Below are 25251 nucleotides of genomic sequence, written 5' to 3' on the forward strand. Positions count from 1 at the left end.
CTGGGTCGATCCGGTCGAGTCAGGTGATTGTTGCGAACTGTCGGCCAGCAGGTTGAGGCTGACTTGCGCGCTGAGGGCCATGTTCAGGCTCAGGCGATCAGCCAACTGCACGCTGTAGTCGAGACTGCGCTGACGCTGGCGATCCTGAGTCTGCTGGAACTGCTCGATCAACTGCCACAACAACAACGCCAGCATCAGCAACACCAAAGCTGCGAGCGCACCTTTCAGTGAGCCGCGCAAGGGCGTGACGTTCGCGCCTTTTGCCATACGCGTTGAATAGGGGTGAATTGGTGTGGGCAAGCTCTGATCCTGACGACTACTGGACTGAACAGACAGCGTGAAAACTCCTGCAACAACGTTTTCACACGATCAGTGAGGCAACTAATGCGAAATGCACTATAAGCCGGACGCCCAAAGGGCGGCTAGCATGCCTTTAGTTGTGGCAAAGTGCCAGTCCCGTTAGGCCGGATGGTTTGCCCTGCCGGGCGCATTCGGGTAGCTTTGCCCGACGCGCGGCCCTGATTTCTGCATGAGTGATTCCACTGCTTGCATTTAATGATCCCGATCCCAATCCTATCGTTCATCGCCTAGTCGCTGTGCTTGATTCAAGGCTCGGAAACGTCAAACGGCAAGTGCCGTCGATAAGAAAAAGCTTTTTTCAGGACAGGGCTCTAAGCTCGCGCTCTATTCAGCCCTATTTAATAGCCACATACACCAGGTTTTTATTCAATGGCCCAATACGTCTTTACCATGCATCGGCTGAGCAAAGTTGTGCCGCCGAAGCGGGAAATTCTCAAAAATATCTCCCTTTCGTTCTTTCCGGGCGCCAAGATCGGCGTTCTGGGCCTGAACGGGTCGGGTAAATCGACTCTGTTGAAAATCATGGCCGGTGTCGACACCGAGTTCGATGGCGAAGCGCGGCCGATGCCCGAGCTGAACATCGGCTATCTGCCGCAGGAACCGCAACTGGATCCGACCAAGACCGTTCGTGAAGTGGTCGAGGAAGCCGTCAGCGTGATCAAGAACGCCCAGGCGCGTCTCGATCAGGTCTACGCCGAATACGCCGAGCCGGATGCCGATTTCGACAAGCTGGCCGCTGAGCAGGCCAAGCTCGAAGCCATCCTGCAGGCCAGCGACGGTCACAACCTTGAGCGTCAGCTGGAAGTCGCGGCCGATGCCTTGCGTCTGCCGGCGTGGGACGCGAAAGTCGCGGTCCTTTCCGGTGGTGAAAAACGTCGTGTGGCTTTGTGCCGCTTGCTGCTGTCCGCGCCGGACATGCTGCTGCTCGACGAACCGACCAACCACCTGGACGCCGATTCCGTCGCCTGGCTTGAGCATTTCCTGCACGATTTCCCGGGCACCGTGGTTGCGATCACGCACGACCGGTACTTCCTGGATAACGTCGCCGGCTGGATTCTGGAGCTCGACCGCGGTGCGGGCATTCCTTACGAGGGCAACTATTCGGGCTGGCTTGAAGCCAAGTCTGATCGTCTGGCCCAGGAATCCAAGCAGCAATCGGCCCATGAAAAGGCCATGAAAGAAGAGCTGGAATGGGTTCGGCAGGGCGCCAAGGCGCGTCAGTCCAAATCCAAGGCTCGTCTGCAACGCTTTGAAGAAATGCAGTCGCAGGAATTCCAGAAGCGCAGCGAAACCAACGAGATCTATATCCCGGCCGGTCCGCGTCTGGGCGACAAAGTCATCGAGTTCAAGAACGTCAGCAAGGGTTACGGCGACCGCGTGTTGATCGACAATCTGTCGTTCGCCATGCCCAAAGGCGCCATCGTCGGCGTGATCGGCGGTAACGGTGCCGGTAAGTCGACCCTGTTCCGCATGCTGATGGGCAAGGAACAGCCGGATTCGGGCAGCATCGAAATCGGTGAAACCGTGCAACTGGCCTGCGTGGATCAAAGCCGCGACGACCTGGACGGCAGCAAAACGGTATTCCAGCAGATCTCCGACGGCTCTGATCAGATCCGCATCGGCAACTATGAAATTCCGTCGCGTACTTATGTCGGTCGTTTCAACTTCAAGGGCGGCGACCAGCAGAAGTTCGTCAAGGACCTTTCCGGTGGTGAGCGCGGCCGCTTGCACCTGGCATTGACCTTGAAAGAGGGCGGCAACGTCCTGCTGCTCGACGAACCGTCAAACGACCTCGACGTGGAAACCCTGCGTTCGCTGGAAGAAGCGCTGCTGGACTTCCCTGGCGCCGCCATTGTGATCTCTCACGATCGGTGGTTCCTGGACCGTGTGGCAACGCACATCCTGGCCTACGAAGACGACTCGCAAGCGGTATTCTTCGAAGGTAACTACACCGAATACGAAGCCGACCGCAAAAAGCGCCTCGGCGACGCAGCCGCCCAGCCACACCGGGTACGGCACAAGAAACTGGCCTGATCAGTTCAGGTATCACAAGAACGGAGCCTTCGGGCTCCGTTTTTTGTGGGAGGAACAGCCGGGAGCTGGTCTGAAATGCAATCCGTAGGACCGGCTTCAGCCGGGAGCAGGTCGATGCATGCGCTGGTGCTTCGTCCTGTAGGACCGGCTTCAGCCGGGAGCAGGTCGATGCATCGCAGCTGCTTCGTCGCCAGCACAATCGCCCTCCCGACTGAAGCCGGTCCTACGGGATTGGCGCTGGCTTCTTCAAACATCCGCCTCAATCAACACCACTTCAATCAACTGATCCCCAGCCGGGCGTTTCCACAGCACCTCATCGCCCAATTGCGCGCCCAGCAGCGCCCGGCCCAGCGGTGAGCCCCAGTTGATCAGTCCGGCAGAGGCGTCGGCCTGATCCTCGCCGACCAGCTGCACGCGCTGCTCGGTGCCTTGTTCGTCGGCGAAGGTCACCCAGCTGCCGATCTGCACCTTTTCCGTTGAAATCGCCGGCGTAACGACCTGAGCGCTCAGCAGGCGTTGATTGAAATAGCGCAAATCGCGCTCAAGATCGGCCAGGCGCTGTTTGTCGGAGTTGTCGACCAACGCCGATTGCGCGCTGTGTTGCGCCTGAAGTTCGGCGACCCGGTTCTGCAATTGCAGCAAACCGTGGGCGGTAACGTAGTTGGGTTGTTGGCTGACGAGACGCTCGACCGGCTGGCTGGCATCCGCAGCGGCGTTATCTTCATTGACGAAAGCGCGGCTCATGGGGTTCTCCTGTTCATGAGATTTGGGCCACGCTTGCGGCTGATTAGTTTCGTCCAATCGTTTAATGCGAACGGTAAGCCTTGGCTTCACCTTGGGTTTTCTGCTGCTCCCAGGCCCGATCACGGTCGTTCCAGATGTGCTGCGTGTCCAGCCGATCACGGCTTTCCAGCATGCTCTGGCACTGCCGAAAACCGTCGCCCCAGCCTTGGGCGTAAGTCGCGTCCTTGAGGTAACGCGGCACATCCTTCTTGTATTGCCCGCCAATTGATCCGGCCGCCTGCCGACCACTGCCGCAGCCATCCTGAAACCCGTCGGCGAACGCCGGAGGATAGCCTTCTGCCAATAACTGCTCGTGAGTGGACTGACAACCCGCGACCAGCACCACCAACCACAACATAGCCCAACGCACGTTCATCACGGATTCCTCGACTTGTGGGCGAAGTCTAGAAACCGCTCTGTGAGTTATTCGTTAAAGACGTGTAGGAAATTAGTGATTTGCTGGCAGCGTACACTCCGTAGGAGCGGCTTTAGCCGCGAGAGTATCAGCCGCGAGAGTTTGCTCCCGGCTGAAGCCGGTCCTACGAGCCGGTCCTATGACCGGTCCAATAACCGGTCAAGCAGCCGCTTCAATAGTGATACCACTTCACTTCAAGCATCACTTCATTCTGCGGCGAGGCCAGCTGGCTGAATTCGCGCTGGGCGCTCAGGCGCAGGCCGAGGTTGCGCGACAGTTCCCATTGCTGGTTAAGGCTGATGCTGCGGCGTACTTCGCCGTTGGTGAAGTAATCGCCCTTGGTTTCCAGGCTCAGGTTGCCCAACGGGTTGCGCCACAGCACGCCGGTATTGAACCCAGCCGCTGGCGAAACGAACTCGGCGAAGTCGTTGTTGTGTTCGACCCGCACCGTGCCCAGCGCAAAACCCAGCACGTCTTCGCCCAACTGCCAGGTGCCGCCCGCGCCGCCGTTGACGTGGCTGACCAGCGTTTCGTCGCCATGCTTGCCCAATACCCGTTCCAGCCCACCGGCCACTTGCCATGACCAAGGCTGCAACAGCTCGTTACGTGGGGTCAGCGAGCGGATGGTGGCGATATCCAGCTGTTGCAGCTGCCACTTGTTGCCTTCGTACTGACGCAGCTTGAGTTGCAGGATTTCAATCTGCGCACCCAGCGGGAAGCCGTAAGCGTTGTCATTGAGATCGTGATAGGCCATGCGCAAGCCGTACTCGGCAAAGGCCTTGTCGTCCCGCGTACCCGCGCCAATCTGCCAGGTGCGCGACTGATGACCGTCTTCCGGCAAGCCGGGTCGGGCGATGTCCAGCGCGGGCGGCGGATTCTGATTGATCGCGCGCAGCAGCTCGAAACTGCGCTGCGAACGCGCGCTGTCACGTTCCAGGCCGTTGGCGCGGTAGCGCTCCAGGCGATACGCCGCATCTTGGATCAACGCCCGGCGCTCTTTGGGTTGGGCAAGATAATCGGCGTTTTGCAGTTGTTTCTGATCGGCGCTGACTTGCAGCACCCATTGCTGCTCGTCGCTGTTCAGCGGTTTGGCGCGCTCCAGTAACTCGCGTTCCCGTGACGGGCGATAATCGATTTTCTCTACCAGACCGGCTGCCTTTACCGCTTTGACAGTATCGGTCGGGATTGCGGTGAGCGGGAATTGTTCGGTCAGCTGCAAGCCTGGGCGAGCGACCTGAAGCAATTCCAGCAGGCGATAAGAGCAGTTTTCGTCGAAGAAGAAGTAACCGAAACGGATCTGTTTCAGCTCCCAGACGTGCTCGACCATGCGCCCGGTTTCTTCCGGGGTCAGGTTCAAGCGGTATTCCCAGAGGTCACGGTTTTCCAGGCTGCGGTATTCCGAGAGTTTCTCTTGATACGGCACCAGCGCGAACAAACCCGGATAACCACCCATCAAGCCTTTCCAGGCGTAAAGAATGCTGTTGTCCATGCCTTCGATGTAAGCGCCGAAGTTGATGGCATAGCTGAGCAGGGCGGTGTGATTGGTTTGTACGTCAGCCTGATCGATACGCAGCAAGGTGTGGCCGAACATCGACGACGGGCTGTTCAGGTACGCGGCGGGGAAGATCAGTACAGCGCTGTCCGGGGCGACGTCCTTGAACCATTGCTTGAATTCCTTGCACTCAACCGCAGGCAGATCGGTCAGCTTCAGTTGATCACGCAACCAGCGGGTACGGGCTGGATAGACGCATTGCGCATGTTTTTCGCCAGCACTGGCCGGCGCGTAGATCGCGTCCAGGGTGGCGCTCAGCTCTGCCTTCGGGTCATGGGCACCGTTGGCGGCGAGAAAGAATTTGGAATCATCGACATAGCTGCGCCAGCCGCCGAGCTTGGCGGTTTCGTAGTGGCCCAGGGAAATCCAGAACGGCTCATTGGCCAGTTGCTGCAAACGGGCATCGCTCGCATGGGGAGCGGCGCACAGCGGGGCGCAGACAAACAGCGCCAAATACACAAGGCGTTTGAGCATAGAGGGCAACTAGTCAGGGGATCGGGCGCGGGAGCGCAACAACTCCTGCCCCTCCGGACAGAGGGGCAGGCGCAACGAGCTTAAGCCTGGGTAGCGTATTTCGCCAGGGTTGCATCGTTTTTCAGAACGTTGAGGGTGTTGTTATGGACGTCGTCAGCAGTCGCGTCGGCCTTGCTGAAGATCTGGTTGAAGTGCTCGTGGGTGACTGCGGCGAAATGCGCACGGTCTTCCGGTGCAACGCCCAATACCACAGCGTAAGTGGTCAGCGCTTCGCCTTGACCCATTGCCATGTCTTTGGAGAGTTCGTCCATCATGCCGTTCATGGCAATCCAGGATTTACCGCCGTAGGTCAGCGCGCTGTTGGTGGAGCAACCGTTGGTGCCCGAGGTCATGCCGAAAGTGGCGTTACCGGAGGTGCCGTTGGTAGTTGATGCCAGAAAGTGAGCGGGCGTGCCGCGCTGACCTTCAAACAGCATGTTGCCCCAGCCACAATCCGGGCCGCCTGGAGCCTGGGCCATTGCGTTGATGGAAACAGCTGCGAAGAGAGTACCAAGAAGAATCCGTTTCATAGCTTTGTTCTCTTTATATTCAACCAAGGGTCAGGGTTCATGGCCGGTGCAAGCGCCAAGGCGGCCAGAGTTGTGTTTTTCTGGTACGCGGAACTTGGAGTTTAGGCAGGTTCCAAGGGTTCCGCTGTTTATTACAAATTGTTCATTCGACAAAACGGCCGCGTAGCGGGTTGTAGCGTTGGCGGGCCAATACACTCATCAGGATTATCCTGCCTTGCAAGTCATGTGCGGCGAGCGCCAGAATGCCGTCATCTGCCCCGTGATGTAAGGATGCCCGATGCCCGATCCAGTTGCTGCCAGCCTGCGTCTTGCGCCCGAAGCGCTGACACGTCCGTTTTCCGCTGAACAGTTCAGCTTTTCGACGACCAATGATCTGGAACCCTTTCGCGGAGTGCTCGGTCAGGAGCGAGCAGTCGAAGCCCTGCAATTTGGCGTGGCCATGCCGCGCCCCGGTTACAACGTATTTGTCATGGGCGAGCCCGGCACCGGTCGGTTCTCGTTCGTAAAGCGCTACCTCAAGGCTGAGGGCAAGCGCATGCAGACCCCTTGCGACTGGGTCTACGTCAATAATTTCGATGAGCCCCGCGAACCTCGCGCGCTGGAGCTGCCGCCCGGCACCGCGCACCAGTTCATCACCGATATCGGTGGCTTGATCGATAACCTGCTGGCGACGTTCCCGGCAGTGTTCGAACACCCGTCCTACCAGCAGAAGAAAAGCGCCATCGACCGCGCGTTCAATCAGCGCTACGACAAGGCACTGGACGTGATCGAACGTTTGTCTCTGGAAAAAGACATCGCCCTGTATCGCGACAGCACCAACATCGCCTTTACGCCGATGCTGGACGGCAAGGCGCTGGACGAGGCCGAGTTCTCGCAACTGCCGGAAGCGGATCGCGAACGCTTCCACGACGACATTTCGTCGCTGGAAGAGCGTCTGAACGAAGAACTGGCCAGCCTGCCGCAGTGGAAGCGCGAATCGAGCAATCTGCTGCGCCAGCTCAACGAAGAAACCATTACCTTGGCCTTGCAGCCGTTGCTGGCGCCGTTGTCCGAGCAGTACGCGGAAAACGCCGCGGTGTGCGCTTATCTGCAAGCGATGCAGGTTTACCTGCTGAAAACCGTGGTCGAGCAGCTGGTCGACGAAAGCAATACCGATGCTCAGGCCCGCAAGCTGCTGGAAGAGCAATACAGCCCGAGCCTGGTGGTCGGCCATTCCGCCAGCGGCGGCGCGCCGGTGGTGTTCGAGCCGCATCCGACCTACGACAATTTGTTCGGGCGTATCGAGTACAGCACTGATCAAGGCGCGCTCTACACCACCTATCGTCAGTTGCGGCCGGGTGCCTTGCATCGGGCCAACGGCGGTTTCCTGGTGCTCGAAGCGGAAAAAATGCTCAGCGAGCCCTACGTCTGGGATGCCCTGAAGCGCGCGTTGCAATCACGCAAGCTGAAAATGGAATCGCCGCTGGGTGAAATGGGTCGCCTGGCGACCGTGACGCTGAGCCCGCAAGTGATCCCGTTGCAGGTCAAAGTCATCATCATCGGCGCGCGTTCGCTGTATTACACCCTGCAAGACCTGGATCCGGACTTCCAGGAAATGTTTCGTGTACTGGTGGATTTCGACGAAGACATCCCGATGTACGACGAGACCCTCGAACAGTTCGCGCAACTGCTGAAAACCCGCACCTCGGAAGAGGGCATGGCGCCGCTCACCGCCGATGCGGTGGCGCGACTGGCGACCTACAGCGCACGTCTGGCCGAGCATCAGGGCCGTTTGTCGGCAAAAATCGGTGATCTGTTTCAGCTGGTCAGCGAAGCGGACTTCATTCGCCAGTTGGCCAACGACGATAAAACCGACGCCGGGCACATCGAACGAGCCCTCAAGGCCAAGGCGACGCGCACCGGGCGAGTCTCGGCGCGAATTCTCGACGACATGCTGGCGGGCATCATCCTCATCGACACCGACGGCGCGGCCGTGGGCAAATGCAACGGCCTGACGGTGCTGGAGGTCGGCGATTCGGCGTTCGGCGTGCCCGCGCGGATTTCCGCGACGGTTTACCCCGGCGGCAGCGGCATTGTCGACATCGAGCGCGAGGTCAATCTCGGCCAGCCGATCCACTCCAAGGGCGTGATGATCCTCACCGGTTATCTGGGCAGCCGTTATGCCCAGGAATTCCCGCTGGCAATTTCCGCGAGCATCGCCCTGGAGCAATCCTACGGTTACGTGGATGGCGACAGCGCGTCATTGGGTGAGGCGTGCACGTTGATTTCGGCGTTGTCGAAAACACCGCTCAAGCAGTGCTTCGCGATCACCGGCTCGATCAACCAGTTTGGCGAAGTGCAGGCAGTGGGCGGGGTCAACGAGAAAATCGAAGGCTTCTTCCGACTGTGCGAGGCGCGGGGCCTGACCGGCGAACACGGCGCGATCATTCCGCAAGCCAACGTCGCCACGCTGATGCTGGACGAACGCGTGCTGCAAGCGGTACGTGCCGGGCAGTTTCACGTCTATGCGGTGCGTCAGGCCGACGAGGCGTTGAGCCTGTTGGTGGGTGAACCGGCGGGCGAGCCTGACGAAAATGGCGAGTTTCCTGAAGGCAGCGTCAATGCGCGGGTGGTGGAGCGTCTGCGCGACATCTCTGAAATGCTCAGTGACGACGACCTCAAGGAAGAACTGGAGAAAGAACCTGCGCAGTTGGCGCCTGAGCTGAAGGCGTAGCCCAGGCTCGTTGGAGCGAGGCTGGCCCGCGAAGGCATTGGATCAGATACAAGGATTCAATGAATGTACTGGCCTCTTCGCGGGCAAGCCTCACTCCAACAGTTCCTTCACAGGCGACCATTCATCCCCAGCTCCTTTCGATTCCGGCTTTTCTTCTATCCTCTGTTGTTACCACGGTTGTCAAAGGGACTGACGCGCCGCTTCAGTAGTATCGGGAGGTGAATACCGTAACAACGAGGAGCTCGCCATGTTGCGTAGCCTCTGTCTTACTCGCCAATGCCTGGGTCTGATGACCCGAATCGAATGTGCAATCCGCCCCCTCTCAGGTGACAACGGCATGTGGACGTTGCTGTTTGCCGCAGGAATGTCAGGGAGTCAGCCTTCCGCAATCAAGGTTCAAGGACCGTTTCACGGCTCTCTGGCCGCCGAGTCGGTGATGATGGCCATTGCCGAAAGCCTTGCCCTGCAGGGTTATCAGGTGAGCGACGATATCCCCATCTGGAGCGTGCATCTGCAAGGTGAACTACGCCGTCTCAACGGCGATGCCACTCAACCCAGAAAGACCTCGCCGTTCTAGAGGCCATTCGATCTCTTCCTTCAGCGGTGTCTTGCAAGCCATGCCTGAGGCGTGAAATGCAGCAGTGGCATCGTTCATTACGGTTTCTCTCCCCCCCCATTTAACAGCGTTCTATGAATTCCAGAGCTGCTGGTATACTCGCCGGCATTTCCAACCATCTGTGAGTTTCAATGGAACGTTTTATCGAAAATGCCATGTACGCCTCGCGCTGGCTGTTGGCGCCGCTGTATTTCGGTTTGTCTCTGGGTTTGCTCGCGTTGGTCCTGAAGTTTTTCCAGGAGATTTACCACGTCCTGCCCAACGTATTTGCCCTGGCTGAATCGGACCTGATTCTGGTGCTGCTGTCGCTGATCGACATGGCGCTGGTGGGCGGCCTGCTGGTGATGGTGATGATTTCCGGGTACGAGAACTTCGTCTCGCAGCTGGATATCGATGAAGGCAAGGAAAAACTCAACTGGCTGGGCACCATGGACTCTTCATCGCTGAAGATGAAAGTGGCCGCGTCCATCGTTGCGATTTCCTCGATCCATCTGCTGCGGGTGTTCATGGATGCCAAGAACATCGAGCCGCAATACCTGATGTGGTACGTGATCATTCACATGACCTTCGTGGTATCGGCCTTCGCCATGGGCTACCTGGACAAGCTGACCAAGCACTGATCCGGGCTCCCTGCATGACCACGCCGCCCGGCCATCGCAAGATGGACGGGCGGTGTCGTTGCTGGCGTTTGGATCCGCTATGTTGTTGTACGGGGTTTGTGGTTTTGCATAACAAACGTGCAGCTTTAGAGGGATGGCAAATGAACGCATATGAACTGGCAAGGCATGCCAACGCAGGAAGCATCGACGAACTGAACCTGATCTCCATCGAAGGCGGAATCTACCTGCTGCAGGCGCGATTGCAGGGCACGGTGGGTTATTTGAATGACGACAACGGCGAAATCATGCATTTGCGCTCGGTCGAGCATGCCCGAGAGTTGCTGAAGGATTTGCCGCCGTTACCCTTTCACCTCGTCCACGCCGTGGTCCATGACGAAATGTGTGGCATGCCGGTGGACAAGCGCGACCCGCTGCGGGTGCCGATCAGTTTTCATTCGAAGTGGTAAAGGCCTCATCTTCTGAGCTCATTGCTTTGCCACAGTCCGTAGGACCGGCTTCAGCCGGGAGGACGGGAGGACGGGAGGACGGGAGTTCCAGTTGCGAATCGGCTGACCTTCTCCCGGCTGAAGGCGGTCCTGCAGAATCGGGTCATGCATCTGTGCTAGGCTGCTCGCCCTTTTGGTTCGGGGCGCTTTGTTTGAGCGTTCCCCTTGCGGAGCAGCGATATGTCCGAAGTTAACCTGTCTACCGATGAAACCCGCGTCAGCTACGGCATCGGCCGTCAACTGGGCGACCAGCTGCGCGACAATCCACCACCAGGCGTAAATCTGGATGCAATCCTGGCAGGCCTCACCGATGCATTCGGTGGCAAGCCAAGCCGTGTGGGTCAGGAAGAAATGTCCGCCAGCTTCAAGGTTATCCGCGAAATCATGCAGGCCGAAGCGGCTGCCAAGGCTGAACAGGCTGCTGGCGCTGGTCTGGCTTACCTGGCCGAGAACGGCAAGCGTGAAGGCGTGACCACGCTGGCTTCCGGTCTGCAGTTTGAAGTGCTGACCTCCGGCGATGGCGCCAAGCCGTCGCGTGAAGATCAGGTTCGTACGCACTACCACGGCACACTGATCGACGGCACTGTGTTCGACAGCTCCTATGATCGTGGCGAACCGGCTGAATTCCCGGTTGGCGGCGTTATTCCTGGCTGGACCGAAGCACTGCAATTGATGAATGCCGGCAGCAAATGGCGTCTGCACGTGCCGAGCGAGCTGGCTTACGGCGCTCAAGGCGTTGGCAGCATCCCGCCGCACAGCGTGCTGGTATTCGACGTCGAGTTGCTTGACGTTCTCTGATCGACTCCAGTCGTATCAGGTGCATGCTGAACGGATCGCCCTGATTCGTTCAGCATCGACGTTCGGTCGGGGGAGTGCGCTGGCTCATGGTCAGTGCAGCTCTCCCGCCGGGCGCAGCGCTCGCGCATAGCAGAACAGAAACAGATTGCGCACCAGCTCCTTGAGCACCACCGGTTCGCTCGAACTCAGGTCATGCACGTCCAGATCGCCCTGATCACGTAATTCATCCAGCGCTTCCTCTTCCAGCACTGCACAGACTTCGCCCGTTTCCCGGTGAAGAATCCTGAGGTAAGGGTGCGGGCGATCCAGCCATGCATCGATCAAATAAGTCATGCGTCTTCTCCTTGGTATGTCCAATGAGAATAATTCTTATTGATGGAATAGCAAGTCTCTATTGAGAATTGTTCGCATTTTGCGCCGAGTGGTTGACTGAGGTCAGTTAATAGCGGAGTCGGCAGGAGGGGGCTTGTCCCCGATAGCGCCAGTTCAGGCTGTGATGATTTTATACCTGCCGCTGCCCGCCCCCTGCATGGTCGGGCAACAAAAAGCCCGTCACATGGACGGGCTTCGTTTGCCTGAGGCAAGCGATCAGTGGGTACGCGCTACCGCAAACTCGCTCAACTCCACCAACGCATCGCGGTACTCGCTGGGCGGCAGGGCATCGAGGCAGGCGATGGCGCGGGCGACGTAATCCCGGGCCAATTGTGCGGTGTAATCCAGTGCGCCGGCTTTCTCGACCGCGTCGCGGATGCTTTCCAGATCTTCCAGGCCGCCTTTTTGAATGGCCTGACGCACCAGGGCTGCCTGCTCCGGCGTGCCTTCGCGCATGGTGTAGATCAATGGCAAGGTCGGCTTGCCCTCGGCCAGGTCGTCGCCGACGTTCTTGCCCAGGGTTTCCGCGTCGCCGCGATAATCGAGCAGATCGTCAACCAGCTGGAAGGCCACACCCAAATGGTCACCGAACGTGCGCAGGGCTTCGCTCTGTGCTTCGCTCGCGTTGCACAAGGCTGCGGCGCTGTGCGTCGAGGCTTCGAACAGCATGGCTGTCTTGCCGCGAATCACTTCCATATAGGTTTCTTCGGTGGTGCTGGCGTCGCGGATCTTCGACAGCTGCAGCACTTCGCCTTCGGCAATCACTCGCGTCGCTTTCGACAGGATCTTCATGACCGGCATCGAGCCAAGCTCAACCATCATTTCGAAAGAGCGCGAATAAAGGAAGTCGCCGACCAGCACGCTGGGCGCATTGCCCCACAGCGCATTGGCGGTGGAACGGCCACGGCGCATGCCGGACATGTCGACGACGTCGTCGTGCAGCAAGGTTGCGGTGTGCAGGAACTCGATGGTGGCGGCCAGCAGGCGCAGGTCATCGCCTTCGCGGCCCAGGGCCTTGCCACACAGAAGTACCAGCAACGGGCGCAGGCGTTTGCCTCCGGCCGAAGTGATGTAGTCACCGATTTTCGAGACCAGCGGTACGCGCGACGTCAGCTGCTTCTTGATTATGACGTCAACGGCACTAAAATCGTCCGCCACCGCGCGGTAGAAGGCTTGAGGTTGCATCAGCGACAGGTGCTCCAGAAGGGATGCGCCGCATGCTAGGTTGCGGGTCCGAAGGTGTCAAGGCATGACGTTTGGGCTCTTGCATCAGTCTTGCGCCTTGCGTACAATCGCGCACCCTAACTTTCCTGGGCAGCACCTGCCTTACGCAATTGCAAACGGGCCGTTCCAGCCCCAAGCAGCCATGCCAGCCGATACTCTACTTATAAAGAGCTGGGTGAGCAGGATTTACGGAGAAATACCATGTCTTATGCAGTAATCGTAACCGGTGGCAAGCAATACAAGGTTGCCCCAGGTGAATACCTGAAGATCGAAAAACTGGAAATCGCCACTGGCGAATCCGTTACTTTTGATCGCGTTCTGTTGGTTGCCAATGGCGACGACGTGAACATCGGCGCTCCAGTTGTTGTTGGTGCCACCGTTGTTGCTGAAGTGATCTCCCAAGGTCGTCACGACAAAATCCGCATCATCAAGTTCCGTCGTCGTAAGCACCACATGAAGCGTATGGGCCACCGCCAGTGGTACACCGAGATCAAAATCACCGGTATTCAGGCTTAATTCAGCCTAATCCTCATTTGGAGAATTGACTCATGGCACACAAAAAAGCTGGTGGTAGTACCCGTAACGGTCGCGACTCAGAAGCCAAACGCCTTGGCGTTAAGATGTATGGCGGCCAGGCTATCATTCCGGGCAACATCATCGTGCGTCAGCGCGGCACCCAATTCCACGCTGGCTACGGCGTTGGCATGGGTAAAGATCACACCCTGTTCGCGAAAGTGGAAGGCGTGATCAAGTTCCAGGTTAAAGGCGCCTTCGGTCGTCGCTACGTGAGCATCGTTCCGAAGACTGCAGTCTCCGCAGCGTAATCATGCAGCAGCTGGAAAAGCCCTGTCTCGCGACGGGGCTTTTTCGTTTTTGAAGGTTGTTGGTTGCAGGTTGTAAACGTTTCTGGTGAGTCTCTTGCAAAACTGTTTGTGCGGGCTGTTGTGATGTTGACCCCTTGAGGTCGCTGGTTTCTGATCGGTATCGCAACGCTCATTTTTGCAAGAGTCTTATGAATTTATGTTGTTCAGCTCGTCCCTGTGGCGGGAGGCGTGCGTTATGAAATTTGTTGATGAAGTATCCATTCGAGTAAAGGCCGGTGACGGCGGCAACGGTTGCATGAGCTTCCGTCGCGAAAAATTCATCGAGAATGGCGGCCCTAACGGCGGTGACGGCGGCGATGGCGGCTCGATCTACATGATCGCCGACGAAAACCTCAACACCCTGGTCGACTACCGTTACACCCGTCACTTCGACGCCGAGCGCGGTTCCAATGGCGGTAGCGCCGATTGCACGGGCAAGAAAGGCGAAGAGCTGGTGCTGCGCGTGCCGGTTGGCACCACGGTTATCGATGCGAGCACCCAGGAAATCATCGGCGACCTGACCAAGGCCGGTCAGCGCTTGCTGGTTGCCATGGGCGGCTGGCACGGTCTGGGTAACACCCGTTTCAAATCCAGTACCAACCGTGCGCCACGTCAGACCACGCCGGGCAAGCCTGGTGATCAGCGCGATCTGAAGCTGGAGCTGAAGGTTCTCGCTGACGTCGGTCTGCTGGGTTTGCCAAATGCCGGCAAGAGCACCTTCATTCGCTCGGTGTCCGCTGCGAAGCCGAAAGTGGCTGATTACCCGTTCACCACCCTGATCCCGAACCTGGGTGTGGTCAGTGTTGATCGCTGGAAAAGCTTCGTTGTTGCTGACATTCCTGGCCTGATCGAAGGCGCATCCGATGGTGCGGGCCTGGGGATTCGTTTCCTCAAGCACCTGGCGCGCACGCGTTTGCTGTTGCACCTCGTCGACATGGCGCCGCTGGATGAATCCAGTGCTCCGGATGCCGCCGAAATCATCGTCAATGAGCTGGTCAAGTTCAGCCCGTCCCTGGCTGAGCGTGACCGCTGGCTGGTGCTGAACAAGTGCGACCAGATCCTTGAAGAAGAGCACGAAGCCCGGGTCAAGGAAATCGTTGATCGTCTTGAATGGACCGGTCCGGTCTACGTGATCTCGGCGATTGCCAAAGAAGGCACCGAGCAGCTGAGTCGCGACATCATGCGTTACCTCGAAGAGCGCAACCTGCGGCTGGTCGAGGAGCCTGGTTATGCTGAAGAGCTGGCCGAGCTGGATCAGCGCATCGAAGATGAAGCGCGTGCCCAGTTGCAGGCGCTGGATGATCAGCGTGCCTTGCGCCGCAGCGGCGTGAAGAGCGTGCATGACATTGGTGAAGACGATTGGGATGAAGATGACGAGGACGATGAAGATGGTCCGGAAATCATTTACGTCCGTGACTGATCGGGTGCAGTAAACTAGACGCCGCTTATTTATAAGCGGCGTTTTTGTATCCGGTTTCTTGAATTTGTATCTACCAAAATTCTCTGGCTAAGGTTGGAAGATGATGCGCAGCAAAGTGACGGGCGCCCAGCGCTGGGTCGTGAAGATCGGCAGTGCCCTGCTTACGGCAGACGGCAAAGGCCTTGATCGTTCGGCGATGGGTGTGTGGGTCGAGCAAATGGTGGCGCTGCATGAAGCAGGCGTTGAGCTGGTATTGGTGTCATCCGGGGCCGTCGCGGCCGGGATGAGTCGTCTGGGCTGGACGGTACGACCCAGTGCCATGCACGAGCTGCAGGCTGCTGCCGCTATCGGTCAGATGGGTCTGGTTCAGGCGTGGGAATCGAGTTTTGCCGAGCATGGCCGGCATACTGCGCAAATCCTCCTGACCCATGACGATCTTTCTGATCGCAAGCGCTACCTGAACGCCCGCAGCACCCTGCGTACGCTGGTCGAGCTGGGTGTCATCCCGGTCATCAACGAAAACGATACGGTCGTGACTGATGAAATTCGGTTCGGCGACAACGACACGCTGGCGGCGCTGGTGGCGAATCTGGTCGAGGCTGACCTGTTGGTGATTCTTACTGATCGCGACGGCATGTTCGACGCCGATCCGCGCAACAACCCCGAAGCTCAGCTGATCTACGAAGCGCGTGCCGATGATCCGGCGCTGGACGCTGTTGCCGGTGGTACCGGCGGCGCGTTGGGTCGTGGCGGCATGCAGACCAAGTTGCGTGCGGCGCGTCTGGCTGCTCGTTCCGGCGCACACACCGTTATCGTCGGTGGGCGCATCGAGCGGGTGCTGGCGCGGCTCAAGGCCGGTGAGCGCCTGGGTACGCTGCTCTCGCCGGAGCGTGAAATGCTCGCGGCGCGCAAGCAATGGCTGGCGGGGCATCTCCAGACCCGTGGCACGCTGGTGCTCGATGCCGGTGCCGTGAAGGCGCTGAGCACTGATCACAAAAGTCTGCTGCCGGTCGGCGTGAAGCTGGTGCAAGGCAGCTTCCGTCGCGGTGAGATGGTGGTCTGTGTCGCGCCGGACGGTCGCGAGGTTGCGCGGGGTTTGAGTAATTACAGTGCCCTTGAGGCGCAGAAGATTATTGGTCAGTCATCCGACGCCATTGTGCGCGTGCTGGGCTACATGGCTGAGCCGGAGTTGGTGCACCGGGATAATCTGATTCTGGTTTGATCAGGTTCTTTTGCTAGAAGGAAGATTTGATGCGCGTCGTGAAGGGAATATTGGGATTGTTGCTGGCTTTTCCGTTGCTGGCTTCGGCCGAAGAGATTGGTCAGGTTTCAACCGTGTTCAAGATTGTCGGGCCCAATGACCGGATTGTGGTCGAGGCATTCGATGATCCGAAGGTCGAGGGCGTGACCTGTTATCTGTCCCGCGCCAAGACCGGAGGAGTGAAGGGCGGTCTCGGCCTGGCTGAAGACCGTGCCGAAGCATCCATCGCCTGCCGTCAGGTCGGGCCGATTCGCTTCAAGGAAAACCTGAAGGACGGTGACGAGGTGTTCAAGGAGCGCACGTCGCTGGTCTTCAAGACCATGCAGGTCGTGCGTTTCCTGGACAAGAAGCGCAACACGCTGGTGTATCTGGTTTACAGCGACCGAATCATCGAAGGCAGCCCGCAGAATGCCGTGACAGCGATTCCTATCCTGCCGTGGGTGCCAGCGCCTTGACGTGTAGGACCGGCTTCGGCCAGGAGGGGTGGGGCAGCTGATCCGCAGCAGCTGCGTCGTCAGAGTTCCGGTCTCCCGGCTGAGGCCGGTCCTGCGGGATCCATCACGTCCAGTCCCATTGGCTCAGCCGCGCATCGCCAAATCCCACCCAATAAAAAACCGACCCTGAGGTCGGTTTTTTAACAATCGTGTCGCTTAGGCAGCAACAGCAAGGTTCAGAGCCTTGATGTGACCATTCAGACGACCTTTATGGCGAGCAGCTTTGTTCTTGTGGATGATGCCTTTATCGGCCATACGGTCGATGATTGGCACGGCCAGAACATAAGCAGCTTGCGCTTTTTCAGCGTCTTTTGCGTCGATGGCTTTAACTACATTCTTGATGTAGGTACGAACCATGGAACGCAGGCTGGCGTTGTGGCTGCGACGCTTCTCAGCCTGTTTTGCACGTTTTTTGGCGGAAGGTGTGTTGGCCACCGTCGAGCTCCTCGAAAGACTTTTTAGGAAATAGCAAACAAAATAGGCCGCGAATCATGCCGATGACTTGATGTGTTGTCAAGGGCAGTTGATGTGTTCCGCTGAGTGGTCGCTGTGTTTGACCGGGATATTTATTTCCGGTGCGCGACCTGTAAACTCGCCGACTTTGACTCTGGGCTTTTGCGGCGCGGAGTATCGCATAAATGGACAGGTTAATCGCCCGGTCCTTTAGCCAAGGCAATAATTCCTTAATGAATCTACTCAAATCATTGGCTGCCGTCAGCTCTATCACGATGCTTTCCCGGGTTTTGGGCTTTATTCGGGACACCATCATCGCGCGAACTTTCGGTGCCGGAATGGCAACGGATGCCTTTTTCATAGCATTCAAGCTGCCCAACCTGCTGCGCCGGATCTTTGCCGAGGGCGCTTTCTCCCAGGCGTTCGTGCCGATCCTGGCGGAATATAAAAGCCAGCAGGGCGAGGAGGCGACGCGAACCTTTGTCGCTTATGTAACCGGCTTGCTGACTCTGGTGTTGGCGCTGGTGACCTTGCTGGGCATCATTGCCGCCCCTTGGGTGATCTGGGCCACGGCCCCCGGCTTTGCTGACACACCGGAAAAATTCGCGCTGACCTCCGACCTGTTGCGGGTGACCTTTCCTTATATATTGCTGATCTCGCTGTCATCGTTGGCGGGCGCGATCCTCAATACCTGGAATCGTTTCTCGGTGCCGGCGTTCGTGCCGACCCTGCTCAACGTCAGCATGATTTTCTTCGCGCTGTTCCTCACGCCATACTTCGATCCGCCGGTAATGGCGTTGGGTTGGGCAGTGCTGGTCGGTGGCCTGTTGCAGCTCCTTTACCAACTCCCGCACCTGAAAAAGATCGGCATGTTGGTCCTGCCGCGACTGAATCTGCGCGATTCTGGCGTCTGGCGGGTGATGAAGCAGATGCTGCCGGCCATCCTTGGCGTTTCCGTGAGTCAGATTTCTCTGATTATCAATACGATCTTTGCCTCGTTCCTCGTAGCCGGATCGGTGTCCTGGATGTACTACGCCGACCGTTTGATGGAATTGCCATCAGGTGTGCTGGGCGTTGCGCTCGGCACGATCTTGCTGCCAATCCTCTCCAAAACCTACGCCAGCAAGGATCGCCACGAGTATTCGCGGATTCTCGACTGGGGGCTTCGACTGTGCTTCGTGCTGGTCCTGCCCTGTACGCTGGCACTTGGAATCCTCGCTGAACCGCTGACCGTTTCTCTGTTTCAATACGGAAAATTCGACGCTCTGGACGCCGCCATGACTCAGCGTGCATTGATCGCTTATTCAGTCGGCCTGCTGGGCATCATCGTCATCAAGGTGCTGGCGCCCGGCTTTTATGCACAACAAAATATTCGTACCCCGGTGAAAATCGCGATCTTCACCCTCATTGTTACGCAACTGCTCAACCTCGCGTTCATTGGTCCGCTGCAGCATGCGGGCCTGGCGTTGGCGATCAGTGTTGGCGCCTGCATCAACGCCGGATTGCTGTTCTGGCAGTTGCGCAAGCAGGATTTGTTTCAGCCGCAACCGGGCTGGACCAAGTATTTGTTCAAGCTGATCCTGGCCGTCGCCGTGATGTCCGGCGTTCTGCTGGGGCTCATGCACTTCATGCCGGCCTGGGACGAGGGGCATATGCTGGAGCGCTTCATTCGTCTGGGTGGCTTGGTCGCTGCGGGGCTGGCAACGTATTTCGTGATGCTTCTGGCACTGGGCTTTCGTCTGAAAGACTTCGCCCGCAGTGCGGTGATGTAGGAAGAGATTCAAAGGGTAGTCGTCGATTTTTGCCGTTATGGGCGCACGACTGTTGTTTTGCCTTGGCGTGTTGCCTGTCGTCCAGGGCTGTGTGTGGTTATAATCGGCCACTTTATGAGCAAGAAGCGCGTTATGCAGCTGGTTCGAGGCCTTCACAATCTGCTTCCCCATCATCGGGGTTGCGTCGCCACTATCGGCAACTTTGACGGTGTTCACCGAGGCCACCAGGCTATTCTGGCGCGCTTGCGGGATCGTGCTGTCGAGTTGGGCCTGCCCACCTGCGTGGTGATTTTCGAGCCGCAGCCGCGTGAGTTTTTCGCCCCGGCGACCGCGCCAGCGCGCCTGGCACGCTTGCGCGACAAGCTGGAATTGCTGGCCGCCGAAGGTGTTGATCAGGTGCTGTGCCTGGCTTTCAATCAACGTTTGAGCGAGCTCAGTGCTGCCGAGTTTGTCGAAACGGTGCTGATTCAAGGCTTGGGCGTGCGGCATCTTGAAGTCGGCGACGACTTCCGTTTCGGTTGCGACCGGATCGGCGATTTCGATTTTCTGCAACACGTGGGTGCCACCAAGGGCTTCACGGTCGAGGCGGCACAGACCGTCGAGATCGATGGTGTTCGGGTCAGCAGCACCAAGGTGCGTAACGCCTTGGCTGTGGCGGACTTCACCCTTGCCGAGCGCATGCTCGGTCGACCGTTCCGGATTACCGGAAGAGTACTGCACGGCCAGAAACTGGCACGCCAGTTGGGTACGCCCACGGCCAACGTGCAACTCAAACGCCGTCGTGTACCGCTGACCGGGGTGTATCTGGTCAGTGCGGACATAGACGGCAAGACCTGGCCGGGAGTCGCCAATATCGGCGTGCGCCCGACCGTGGCAGGTGATGGCAGTGCCCACCTTGAAGTGCATCTTCTGGATTTTGCCGGTGACCTGTATGGCCGGCGTTTGACGGTGGCTTTCCACCATAAGCTGCGTGATGAGCAGCGTTTTGCCTCACTGGAGGCGCTCAAGACGGCGATCAATGCGGACGTCGCCGCCGCCCGTGCCCATTGGCATGGCCAACCGCTAACGAAGAGCCTTAAATGACCGACTACAAAGCCACGCTAAACCTTCCGGACACCGCCTTCCCAATGAAGGCCGGCCTGCCCCAGCGCGAGCCGCAAACTCTGCAGCGCTGGGACAGCATTGGCCTGTACCAGAAGCTGCGCGAAATTGGCAAGGATCGTCCGAAATTCGTCCTGCACGACGGTCCTCCTTATGCCAACGGCAATATTCACATCGGTCACGCCGTAAACAAGATTCTCAAGGACATGATCATCCGCTCGAAAACCCTTTCGGGCTTCGACGCGCCTTACGTTCCGGGTTGGGACTGCCACGGCCTGCCGATCGAGCACAAGGTCGAAGTCACCCACGGCAAGAACCTGCCGGCGGACAAGACTCGCGAGCTGTGCCGTGCCTACGCGGCCGAGCAGATCGAAGGTCAGAAAGCCGAGTTCATCCGCCTGGGTGTGCTGGGCGACTGGGACAATCCGTACCGCACCATGGACTTCGCCAACGAAGCCGGAGAAATCCGTGCGCTGGCGGAAATGGTCAAGGGCGGTTTCGTGTTCAAGGGCCTCAAGCCAGTGAACTGGTGTTTCGATTGCGGTTCGGCACTGGCTGAAGCGGAAGTCGAATACCAGGACAAAAAGTCTTCGACCATCGATGTGGCTTTCCCGATCGCCGATGAAGCCAAGCTGGCCTATGCGTTCGGCCTGGCTGCGTTGAGCAAACCCACATCCATCGTCATCTGGACCACCACGCCGTGGACCATTCCCGCCAACCAGGCGCTGAACGTGCACCCCGAGTTCGAATACTCGCTGGTCGATGTCGGTGACAAATTGCTGGTGTTGGCTTCGGAGCTGGTCGAATCGTGCCTGGCGCGCTACAAGCTGCAGGGCACAGTGATCGCCACCACGACCGGTGCCGAGCTGGAACTGATCAACTTCCGTCATCCGTTCTATGATCGCCTGTCGCCTGTGTATCTGGCTGACTACGTTGAGCTGGGCGCCGGTACCGGCATTGTTCACTGCTCGCCCGCCTATGGCGTCGACGACTTTGTGATCAGCAAAAGCTACGGCCTGACCAACGATGACATCATCAGCCCGGTGCAGAGCAACGGCGTGTATGTCGAATCGCTGGAGTTTTTTGGCGGCCAGTTCATCTTCAAGGCCAACCAGAACATCATCGACAAGCTGGCCGAAGTCGGCAGCCTGATGGACACCGAAACCATCACTCACAGCTACATGCACTGCTGGCGCCACAAGTCGCCACTGATCTACCGCGCCACCGCGCAGTGGTTCGTGGGCATGGACAAGCAGCCCGAAGTGGGCGAAACCTTGCGCGAGCGTGCCGTCAAAGCCATCGAAGAGACCCAGTTCGTTCCGGCCTGGGGCCAGGCGCGCCTGCACTCGATGATCGCCAATCGTCCTGACTGGTGCATCTCGCGTCAGCGCAACTGGGGCGTGCCGATCCCGTTCTTCCTGCACAAGGAAAGCGGTGAGCTGCACCCGCGTACCGTCGAGCTGATGGAAGAAGTTGCCCTGCGTGTCGAGCAGGAAGGTATCGAAGCCTGGTTCAAGCTGGACGCCGCCGAGTTGCTCGGTGACGAGGCGCCCAAGTACGACAAGATCTCCGATACCCTGGACGTCTGGTTCGATTCCGGCACCACCCACTGGCATGTCCTGCGTGGTTCGCACCCGATGGGCCACGAGACTGGCCCGCGCGCCGATCTGTACCTGGAAGGTTCGGACCAACACCGTGGCTGGTTCCACTCGTCGCTGCTGACCGGCTGCATGCTGGACGACCACGCGCCGTATCGCGAACTGCTGACCCACGGTTTTGTCGTCGACGAAAACGGTCGCAAGATGTCCAAGTCGCTGAACAACGTGGTTGCGCCGCAGAAGGTCAACGATTCCCTGGGCGCCGACATCATGCGTCTGTGGGTTTCCGCGACCGACTACTCCGGCGAGATGGCGGTGTCCGATCAGATCCTGCAGCGCAGCGCAGACGCCTATCGGCGGATCCGCAACACTGCACGTTTCATGCTCTCGAACCTGACCGGCTTCAACCCGGCGACCGACATCCTGCCGGCCGAAGAAATGCTCGCGCTGGATCGCTGGGCTGTTGATCGCGCTGCGCTGCTGCAACGTGAACTGCAGGAACACTACGGCGAATACCGTTTCTGGAACGTCTACTCGAAGATCCACAATTTCTGCGTGCAGGAACTGGGTGGGTTCTATCTGGACATCATCAAGGACCGTCAGTACACCACGGCGGCCGACAGCACGGCCCGACGCTCCTGCCAGACCGCGCTGTTCCACATCTCCGAGGCGCTGGTGCGCTGGATCGCGCCGATCCTGGCGTTCACCGCCGACGAGCTGTGGCAGTACCTGCCGGGCGAGCGTAACGAATCCGTGATGCTCAACACCTGGTACGAAGGCCTGAGCGAAATGCCGGCTGACTTCGAACTGGACCGCGCCTATTGGGAGCGGATCATGGAAGTCAAAGTCGCGGTCAACAAGGAAATGGAAAACCTGCGGGCAGCCAAGGCCATTGGCGGCAACCTGCAAGCCGAAGTGACCTTGTATGCCCAGGACTCGCTGGTTGCGGACCTGGCCAAACTCGGCAACGAGCTGCGCTTCGTGCTGATCACCTCGACTGCCAGCGTCGAGCCGGTGCTTGATGCACCTGCCGATGCGGTAGTTACCGAAGTCACCGGCCTGAAGCTGAAAGTGGTCAAGTCCGGCCATCCGAAGTGCGCCCGTTGCTGGCATCACCGTGCTGACGTTGGCGTAGATCCGGCGCATCCTGAAATTTGCGGTCGTTGCGTCGACAATATCAGCGGCTCGGGTGAGGTTCGTCACTATGCCTAAGGCAGGTTTCGGCCGTCTGGCCTGGCTCTGGCTGAGTGTGCTGATCCTGGTCATCGACCAGGCCAGCAAGTACTACTTCGAAAACACGCTGAGCCTGTATCAACAGATCATCGTGTTTCCGGACTACTTCAGCTGGACCCTGGCCTACAACACAGGCGCGGCATTCAGCTTCCTGGCAGACAGTTCGGGCTGGCAGCGTTGGCTGTTCGCCCTGATCGCGGTAGTGGTCAGCGCCGTGCTGGTCGTCTGGCTCAAGCGTCTGGGCCGGGATGAAACCTGGCTCGCCGTGGCACTGGCGCTGGTTTTGGGGGGAGCTTTGGGCAACCTTTATGACCGTATCGCGCTGGGCCATGTGATCGATTTCATCTTTGTACACTGGCGTAACGAATACCGCTTCCCGGCGTTCAACGTTGCCGACAGTGCGATCACCGTCGGCGCAATCATGCTGGCGCTGGATATGTTCAAGAGCAAGAAAACCGGAGAGCCCGTTAATGACTGAACAGGTATTGGCCGACAACGCCGCGAAAGCGCAGCGCATCGGTCAGAACACCGAAGTCACCCTGCATTTTGCCTTGCGTCTGGAAAACGGCGATACGGTAGACAGCACCTTTGACAAGGCTCCGGCCACGTTCAAAGTGGGTGATGGCAACCTGCTGCCTGGTTTCGAAGCAGCGTTGTTCGGCTTCAAGGCTGGCGACAAGCGCACCGTGCAGGTTCTGCCGGAAAACGCCTTTGGCCAGCCAAACCCGCAAAACGTCCAGATCATCCCGCGTTCGCAGTTCAAGGACATGGAATTGTCCGAAGGCTTGCTGGTGATCTTCAACGATGCGGCCAATACTGAGCTGCCAGGCGTGGTGAAGGTCTTCGATGATGAGCAGGTCACCATCGACTTCAACCACCCGCTGGCGGGCAAGACCCTGAACTTCGAAGTCGAGATTTTCGAGGTCAAGGCGCTCTGAGGCCTGATACAGGGTTAGAAAATCAGCCCGACTCCGGTTGGGCTGTTCCGCACGTAGACACGAGGCACGCTATGCAAATCAAACTCGCCAACCCCCGCGGCTTCTGCGCTGGAGTGGACCGTGCGATCGAAATCGTCAATCGTGCCCTGGAAGTGTTTGGTCCGCCGATCTATGTGCGCCATGAAGTGGTTCATAACAAATTTGTCGTCGAAGACCTGCGCGCACGTGGCGCGATCTTCGTCGAAGAGCTGGAACAGGTGCCGGACGACGTCATCGTGATTTTCAGCGCCCACGGCGTTTCCCAGGCCGTGCGCACCGAAGCCGCCGGGCGTGGCTTGAAAGTGTTCGACGCGACGTGCCCGCTGGTGACCAAGGTTCACATCGAAGTGGCGCGTTACAGCCGCGACGGTCGTGAATGCATTCTTATCGGTCACGAAGGCCATCCCGAAGTCGAAGGCACCATGGGTCAGTACGATGCCAGCAATGGCGGCGCGATCTATCTGGTGGAAGACGAAGAAGATGTCGCCAACTTGCAGGTGCGCAACCCGGAATCCCTGGCGTTCGTGACCCAGACAACCTTGTCCATGGACGACACCAGTCGTGTGATTGATGCGTTGCGCAGCCGTTTCCCGGCCATCGGCGGGCCACGCAAGGACGACATCTGCTACGCCACGCAAAACCGCCAGGATGCGGTCAAGTTGCTGGCCGACGAATGCGACGTGGTATTGGTGGTCGGCAGCCCAAACAGCTCCAACTCCAACCGCCTTCGGGAACTGGCTGAACGCATGGCAACTCCGGCTTACCTGATCGACGGCGCCGAAGACATGCAGCGCAGCTGGTTCGACGGCGTTGAGCGCATCGGCATCACCGCGGGCGCGTCAGCCCCGGAAGTCCTGGTGCGCGGCGTGATCCAGCAACTCCACGCCTGGGGCGCCACCGGCGCAGACGAACTGGCCGGCCGCGCGGAGAACGTCATCTTCTCGATGCCCAAGGAATTGCGGGTCAAGTCGTTGTTGTGATGGCGGGAATGTTGAAGCGAGGCTTGGTGTAGGACCGGCTTTAGCCGGGAGGGCAATTGGCGCTCTCGCGACTAAAGTCGCTCC

The 25251-nt window shown here is 58.6% G+C and carries 24 protein-coding genes; 17 read left to right on the plus strand and 7 right to left on the minus strand.

Going from position 1 to position 25251, the window contains the following annotated elements; translation table 11 throughout:
- Positions 1 to 729: 729 nt before the first annotated feature.
- Positions 730 to 2394 (plus strand): energy-dependent translational throttle protein EttA, encoded by a 1665-nt coding sequence (gene ettA / locus CFII64_RS11835; protein WP_020291016.1) that lies wholly within the window; start codon positions 730 to 732, stop codon positions 2392 to 2394.
- Between the two features lie 246 nt (positions 2395 to 2640).
- On the opposite strand, the gene CFII64_RS11840 is transcribed toward ettA, so the two are convergent.
- From CFII64_RS11840 to CFII64_RS11855, 4 genes are all read right to left on the minus strand, one after another.
- Complete coding sequence (locus tag CFII64_RS11840) at positions 2641 to 3138, minus strand: GreA/GreB family elongation factor (protein ID WP_020291017.1); 498 nt, start codon at positions 3136 to 3138, stop codon at positions 2641 to 2643.
- A 61-nt stretch (positions 3139 to 3199) separates the two neighbouring features.
- The gene (locus CFII64_RS11845) at positions 3200 to 3553 is read right to left on the minus strand and encodes a hypothetical protein (protein WP_020291018.1); all 354 of its coding nucleotides are present in this window, start codon (positions 3551 to 3553) and stop codon (positions 3200 to 3202) included.
- A gap of 211 nt (positions 3554 to 3764) precedes the next feature.
- Positions 3765 to 5618 carry a DUF4105 domain-containing protein gene (locus CFII64_RS11850; RefSeq protein WP_020291019.1) on the minus strand — a complete coding sequence of 618 codons (1854 nt, stop codon included), beginning with the start codon at positions 5616 to 5618 and terminating at the stop codon, positions 3765 to 3767.
- A gap of 80 nt (positions 5619 to 5698) precedes the next feature.
- Positions 5699 to 6187 carry a DUF3015 domain-containing protein gene (locus CFII64_RS11855; RefSeq protein WP_020291020.1) on the minus strand — a complete coding sequence of 163 codons (489 nt, stop codon included), beginning with the start codon at positions 6185 to 6187 and terminating at the stop codon, positions 5699 to 5701.
- Positions 6188 to 6464: 277 nt separating this feature from the next.
- Here CFII64_RS11855 and CFII64_RS11860 point away from each other — a divergent pair, with 277 nt between their 5' ends.
- The 5 genes from CFII64_RS11860 (at position 6465) to CFII64_RS11880 (ending at position 11419) form a co-directional block, all read left to right on the plus strand.
- A complete protein-coding gene (locus CFII64_RS11860) occupies positions 6465 to 8900 on the plus strand; it encodes a Lon protease family protein (RefSeq protein ID WP_020291021.1) in 2436 nt (811 codons plus the stop codon).
- Between the two features lie 247 nt (positions 8901 to 9147).
- Complete coding sequence (locus tag CFII64_RS11865) at positions 9148 to 9477, plus strand: hypothetical protein (protein WP_044901312.1); 330 nt, start codon at positions 9148 to 9150, stop codon at positions 9475 to 9477.
- Positions 9478 to 9647: 170 nt separating this feature from the next.
- Positions 9648 to 10136: a TIGR00645 family protein gene (locus tag CFII64_RS11870; protein WP_020291023.1), complete on the plus strand. Its 489-nt coding sequence runs from the start codon at positions 9648 to 9650 to the stop codon at positions 10134 to 10136.
- 140 nt (positions 10137 to 10276) lie between these two features.
- A complete protein-coding gene (locus CFII64_RS11875; protein WP_020291024.1) occupies positions 10277 to 10582 on the plus strand; it encodes a DUF6482 family protein in 306 nt (101 codons plus the stop codon).
- Positions 10583 to 10801: 219 nt separating this feature from the next.
- Positions 10802 to 11419 (plus strand): FKBP-type peptidyl-prolyl cis-trans isomerase, encoded by a 618-nt coding sequence (locus CFII64_RS11880; RefSeq protein ID WP_020291025.1) that lies wholly within the window; start codon positions 10802 to 10804, stop codon positions 11417 to 11419.
- 90 nt (positions 11420 to 11509) lie between these two features.
- Here CFII64_RS11880 and CFII64_RS11885 read toward each other — a convergent pair whose 3' ends face one another.
- Together CFII64_RS11885 and CFII64_RS11890 are read right to left on the minus strand one after the other, a co-directional pair.
- Positions 11510 to 11752 carry a hypothetical protein gene (locus CFII64_RS11885; protein ID WP_020291026.1) on the minus strand — a complete coding sequence of 81 codons (243 nt, stop codon included), beginning with the start codon at positions 11750 to 11752 and terminating at the stop codon, positions 11510 to 11512.
- Between the two features lie 255 nt (positions 11753 to 12007).
- Positions 12008 to 12976, minus strand: coding sequence for a polyprenyl synthetase family protein (locus CFII64_RS11890; protein ID WP_020291027.1), 969 nt, complete (start codon positions 12974 to 12976; stop codon positions 12008 to 12010).
- A gap of 240 nt (positions 12977 to 13216) precedes the next feature.
- On the opposite strand from CFII64_RS11890, the gene rplU reads away from it, so the two are divergent.
- From rplU to CFII64_RS11915, 5 genes are all read left to right on the plus strand, one after another.
- A complete protein-coding gene (gene rplU, locus CFII64_RS11895; RefSeq protein WP_020291028.1) occupies positions 13217 to 13531 on the plus strand; it encodes a 50S ribosomal protein L21 in 315 nt (104 codons plus the stop codon).
- Positions 13532 to 13563: 32 nt separating this feature from the next.
- The gene (gene rpmA / locus CFII64_RS11900; protein WP_020291029.1) at positions 13564 to 13839 is read left to right on the plus strand and encodes a 50S ribosomal protein L27; all 276 of its coding nucleotides are present in this window, start codon (positions 13564 to 13566) and stop codon (positions 13837 to 13839) included.
- Positions 13840 to 14074: 235 nt separating this feature from the next.
- Positions 14075 to 15298 carry an Obg family GTPase CgtA gene (gene cgtA / locus CFII64_RS11905; RefSeq protein ID WP_020291030.1) on the plus strand — a complete coding sequence of 408 codons (1224 nt, stop codon included), beginning with the start codon at positions 14075 to 14077 and terminating at the stop codon, positions 15296 to 15298.
- Between the two features lie 103 nt (positions 15299 to 15401).
- Positions 15402 to 16520, plus strand: a complete 1119-nt coding sequence (proB, locus tag CFII64_RS11910) for a glutamate 5-kinase (RefSeq protein ID WP_020291031.1) — start codon at positions 15402 to 15404, stop codon at positions 16518 to 16520.
- 29 nt (positions 16521 to 16549) lie between these two features.
- Positions 16550 to 17014 (plus strand): CreA family protein, encoded by a 465-nt coding sequence (locus CFII64_RS11915; RefSeq protein WP_020291032.1) that lies wholly within the window; start codon positions 16550 to 16552, stop codon positions 17012 to 17014.
- 195 nt (positions 17015 to 17209) lie between these two features.
- Here CFII64_RS11915 and rpsT read toward each other — a convergent pair whose 3' ends face one another.
- Positions 17210 to 17488 (minus strand): 30S ribosomal protein S20, encoded by a 279-nt coding sequence (gene rpsT / locus CFII64_RS11920; protein WP_020291033.1) that lies wholly within the window; start codon positions 17486 to 17488, stop codon positions 17210 to 17212.
- A 251-nt stretch (positions 17489 to 17739) separates the two neighbouring features.
- Between rpsT and murJ the strand changes: the two genes are divergently transcribed.
- The 6 genes from murJ (at position 17740) to ispH (ending at position 25167) form a co-directional block, all read left to right on the plus strand.
- Positions 17740 to 19278: a murein biosynthesis integral membrane protein MurJ gene (gene murJ / locus CFII64_RS11925; protein WP_020291034.1), complete on the plus strand. Its 1539-nt coding sequence runs from the start codon at positions 17740 to 17742 to the stop codon at positions 19276 to 19278.
- A gap of 132 nt (positions 19279 to 19410) precedes the next feature.
- Positions 19411 to 20361: a bifunctional riboflavin kinase/FAD synthetase gene (gene ribF, locus CFII64_RS11930; protein WP_020291035.1), complete on the plus strand. Its 951-nt coding sequence runs from the start codon at positions 19411 to 19413 to the stop codon at positions 20359 to 20361.
- Positions 20358 to 23189 carry an isoleucine--tRNA ligase gene (gene ileS, locus CFII64_RS11935; protein ID WP_020291036.1) on the plus strand — a complete coding sequence of 944 codons (2832 nt, stop codon included), beginning with the start codon at positions 20358 to 20360 and terminating at the stop codon, positions 23187 to 23189. Before ribF ends, ileS begins: the two co-directional genes overlap by 4 nt.
- Positions 23182 to 23688: a signal peptidase II gene (lspA, locus tag CFII64_RS11940; protein ID WP_020291037.1), complete on the plus strand. Its 507-nt coding sequence runs from the start codon at positions 23182 to 23184 to the stop codon at positions 23686 to 23688. Before ileS ends, lspA begins: the two co-directional genes overlap by 8 nt.
- On the plus strand, positions 23681 to 24148 hold the full coding sequence (fkpB, locus tag CFII64_RS11945; protein ID WP_020291038.1) for an FKBP-type peptidyl-prolyl cis-trans isomerase: 468 nt from the start codon (positions 23681 to 23683) through the stop codon (positions 24146 to 24148). The genes lspA and fkpB overlap by 8 nt, the downstream gene beginning before the upstream one ends.
- A 71-nt stretch (positions 24149 to 24219) precedes the next feature.
- Entirely contained in the window at positions 24220 to 25167 is a 948-nt protein-coding gene (gene ispH / locus CFII64_RS11950) for a 4-hydroxy-3-methylbut-2-enyl diphosphate reductase (protein ID WP_020291039.1), read from the plus strand.
- Positions 25168 to 25251: the final 84 nt, after the last annotated feature.

Source organism: Pseudomonas sp. CFII64, from assembly GCF_000416235.1.
Lineage (GTDB): Bacteria > Pseudomonadota > Gammaproteobacteria > Pseudomonadales > Pseudomonadaceae > Aquipseudomonas.

Bases quoted from the DNA above. Each gene is read 5' to 3' on its own strand.
- ettA (WP_020291016.1), top strand. From the start codon at position 730: ATGGCCCAATACGTCTTTACCATGCATCGGCTGAGCAAAGTTGTGCCG.
- CFII64_RS11840 (WP_020291017.1), bottom strand. From the start codon at position 3,138: ATGAGCCGCGCTTTCGTCAATGAAGATAACGCCGCTGCGGATGCCAGC.
- CFII64_RS11845 (WP_020291018.1), bottom strand. From the start codon at position 3,553: ATGAACGTGCGTTGGGCTATGTTGTGGTTGGTGGTGCTGGTCGCGGGT.
- CFII64_RS11850 (WP_020291019.1), bottom strand. From the start codon at position 5,618: ATGCTCAAACGCCTTGTGTATTTGGCGCTGTTTGTCTGCGCCCCGCTG.
- CFII64_RS11855 (WP_020291020.1), bottom strand. From the start codon at position 6,187: ATGAAACGGATTCTTCTTGGTACTCTCTTCGCAGCTGTTTCCATCAAC.
- CFII64_RS11860 (WP_020291021.1), top strand. From the start codon at position 6,465: ATGCCCGATCCAGTTGCTGCCAGCCTGCGTCTTGCGCCCGAAGCGCTG.
- CFII64_RS11865 (WP_044901312.1), top strand. From the start codon at position 9,148: ATGTTGCGTAGCCTCTGTCTTACTCGCCAATGCCTGGGTCTGATGACC.
- CFII64_RS11870 (WP_020291023.1), top strand. From the start codon at position 9,648: ATGGAACGTTTTATCGAAAATGCCATGTACGCCTCGCGCTGGCTGTTG.
- CFII64_RS11875 (WP_020291024.1), top strand. From the start codon at position 10,277: ATGAACGCATATGAACTGGCAAGGCATGCCAACGCAGGAAGCATCGAC.
- CFII64_RS11880 (WP_020291025.1), top strand. From the start codon at position 10,802: ATGTCCGAAGTTAACCTGTCTACCGATGAAACCCGCGTCAGCTACGGC.
- CFII64_RS11885 (WP_020291026.1), bottom strand. From the start codon at position 11,752: ATGACTTATTTGATCGATGCATGGCTGGATCGCCCGCACCCTTACCTC.
- CFII64_RS11890 (WP_020291027.1), bottom strand. From the start codon at position 12,976: ATGCAACCTCAAGCCTTCTACCGCGCGGTGGCGGACGATTTTAGTGCC.
- rplU (WP_020291028.1), top strand. From the start codon at position 13,217: ATGTCTTATGCAGTAATCGTAACCGGTGGCAAGCAATACAAGGTTGCC.
- rpmA (WP_020291029.1), top strand. From the start codon at position 13,564: ATGGCACACAAAAAAGCTGGTGGTAGTACCCGTAACGGTCGCGACTCA.
- cgtA (WP_020291030.1), top strand. From the start codon at position 14,075: ATGAAATTTGTTGATGAAGTATCCATTCGAGTAAAGGCCGGTGACGGC.
- proB (WP_020291031.1), top strand. From the start codon at position 15,402: ATGCGCAGCAAAGTGACGGGCGCCCAGCGCTGGGTCGTGAAGATCGGC.
- CFII64_RS11915 (WP_020291032.1), top strand. From the start codon at position 16,550: ATGCGCGTCGTGAAGGGAATATTGGGATTGTTGCTGGCTTTTCCGTTG.
- murJ (WP_020291034.1), top strand. From the start codon at position 17,740: ATGAATCTACTCAAATCATTGGCTGCCGTCAGCTCTATCACGATGCTT.
- ribF (WP_020291035.1), top strand. From the start codon at position 19,411: ATGCAGCTGGTTCGAGGCCTTCACAATCTGCTTCCCCATCATCGGGGT.
- ileS (WP_020291036.1), top strand. From the start codon at position 20,358: ATGACCGACTACAAAGCCACGCTAAACCTTCCGGACACCGCCTTCCCA.
- lspA (WP_020291037.1), top strand. From the start codon at position 23,182: ATGCCTAAGGCAGGTTTCGGCCGTCTGGCCTGGCTCTGGCTGAGTGTG.
- fkpB (WP_020291038.1), top strand. From the start codon at position 23,681: ATGACTGAACAGGTATTGGCCGACAACGCCGCGAAAGCGCAGCGCATC.
- ispH (WP_020291039.1), top strand. From the start codon at position 24,220: ATGCAAATCAAACTCGCCAACCCCCGCGGCTTCTGCGCTGGAGTGGAC.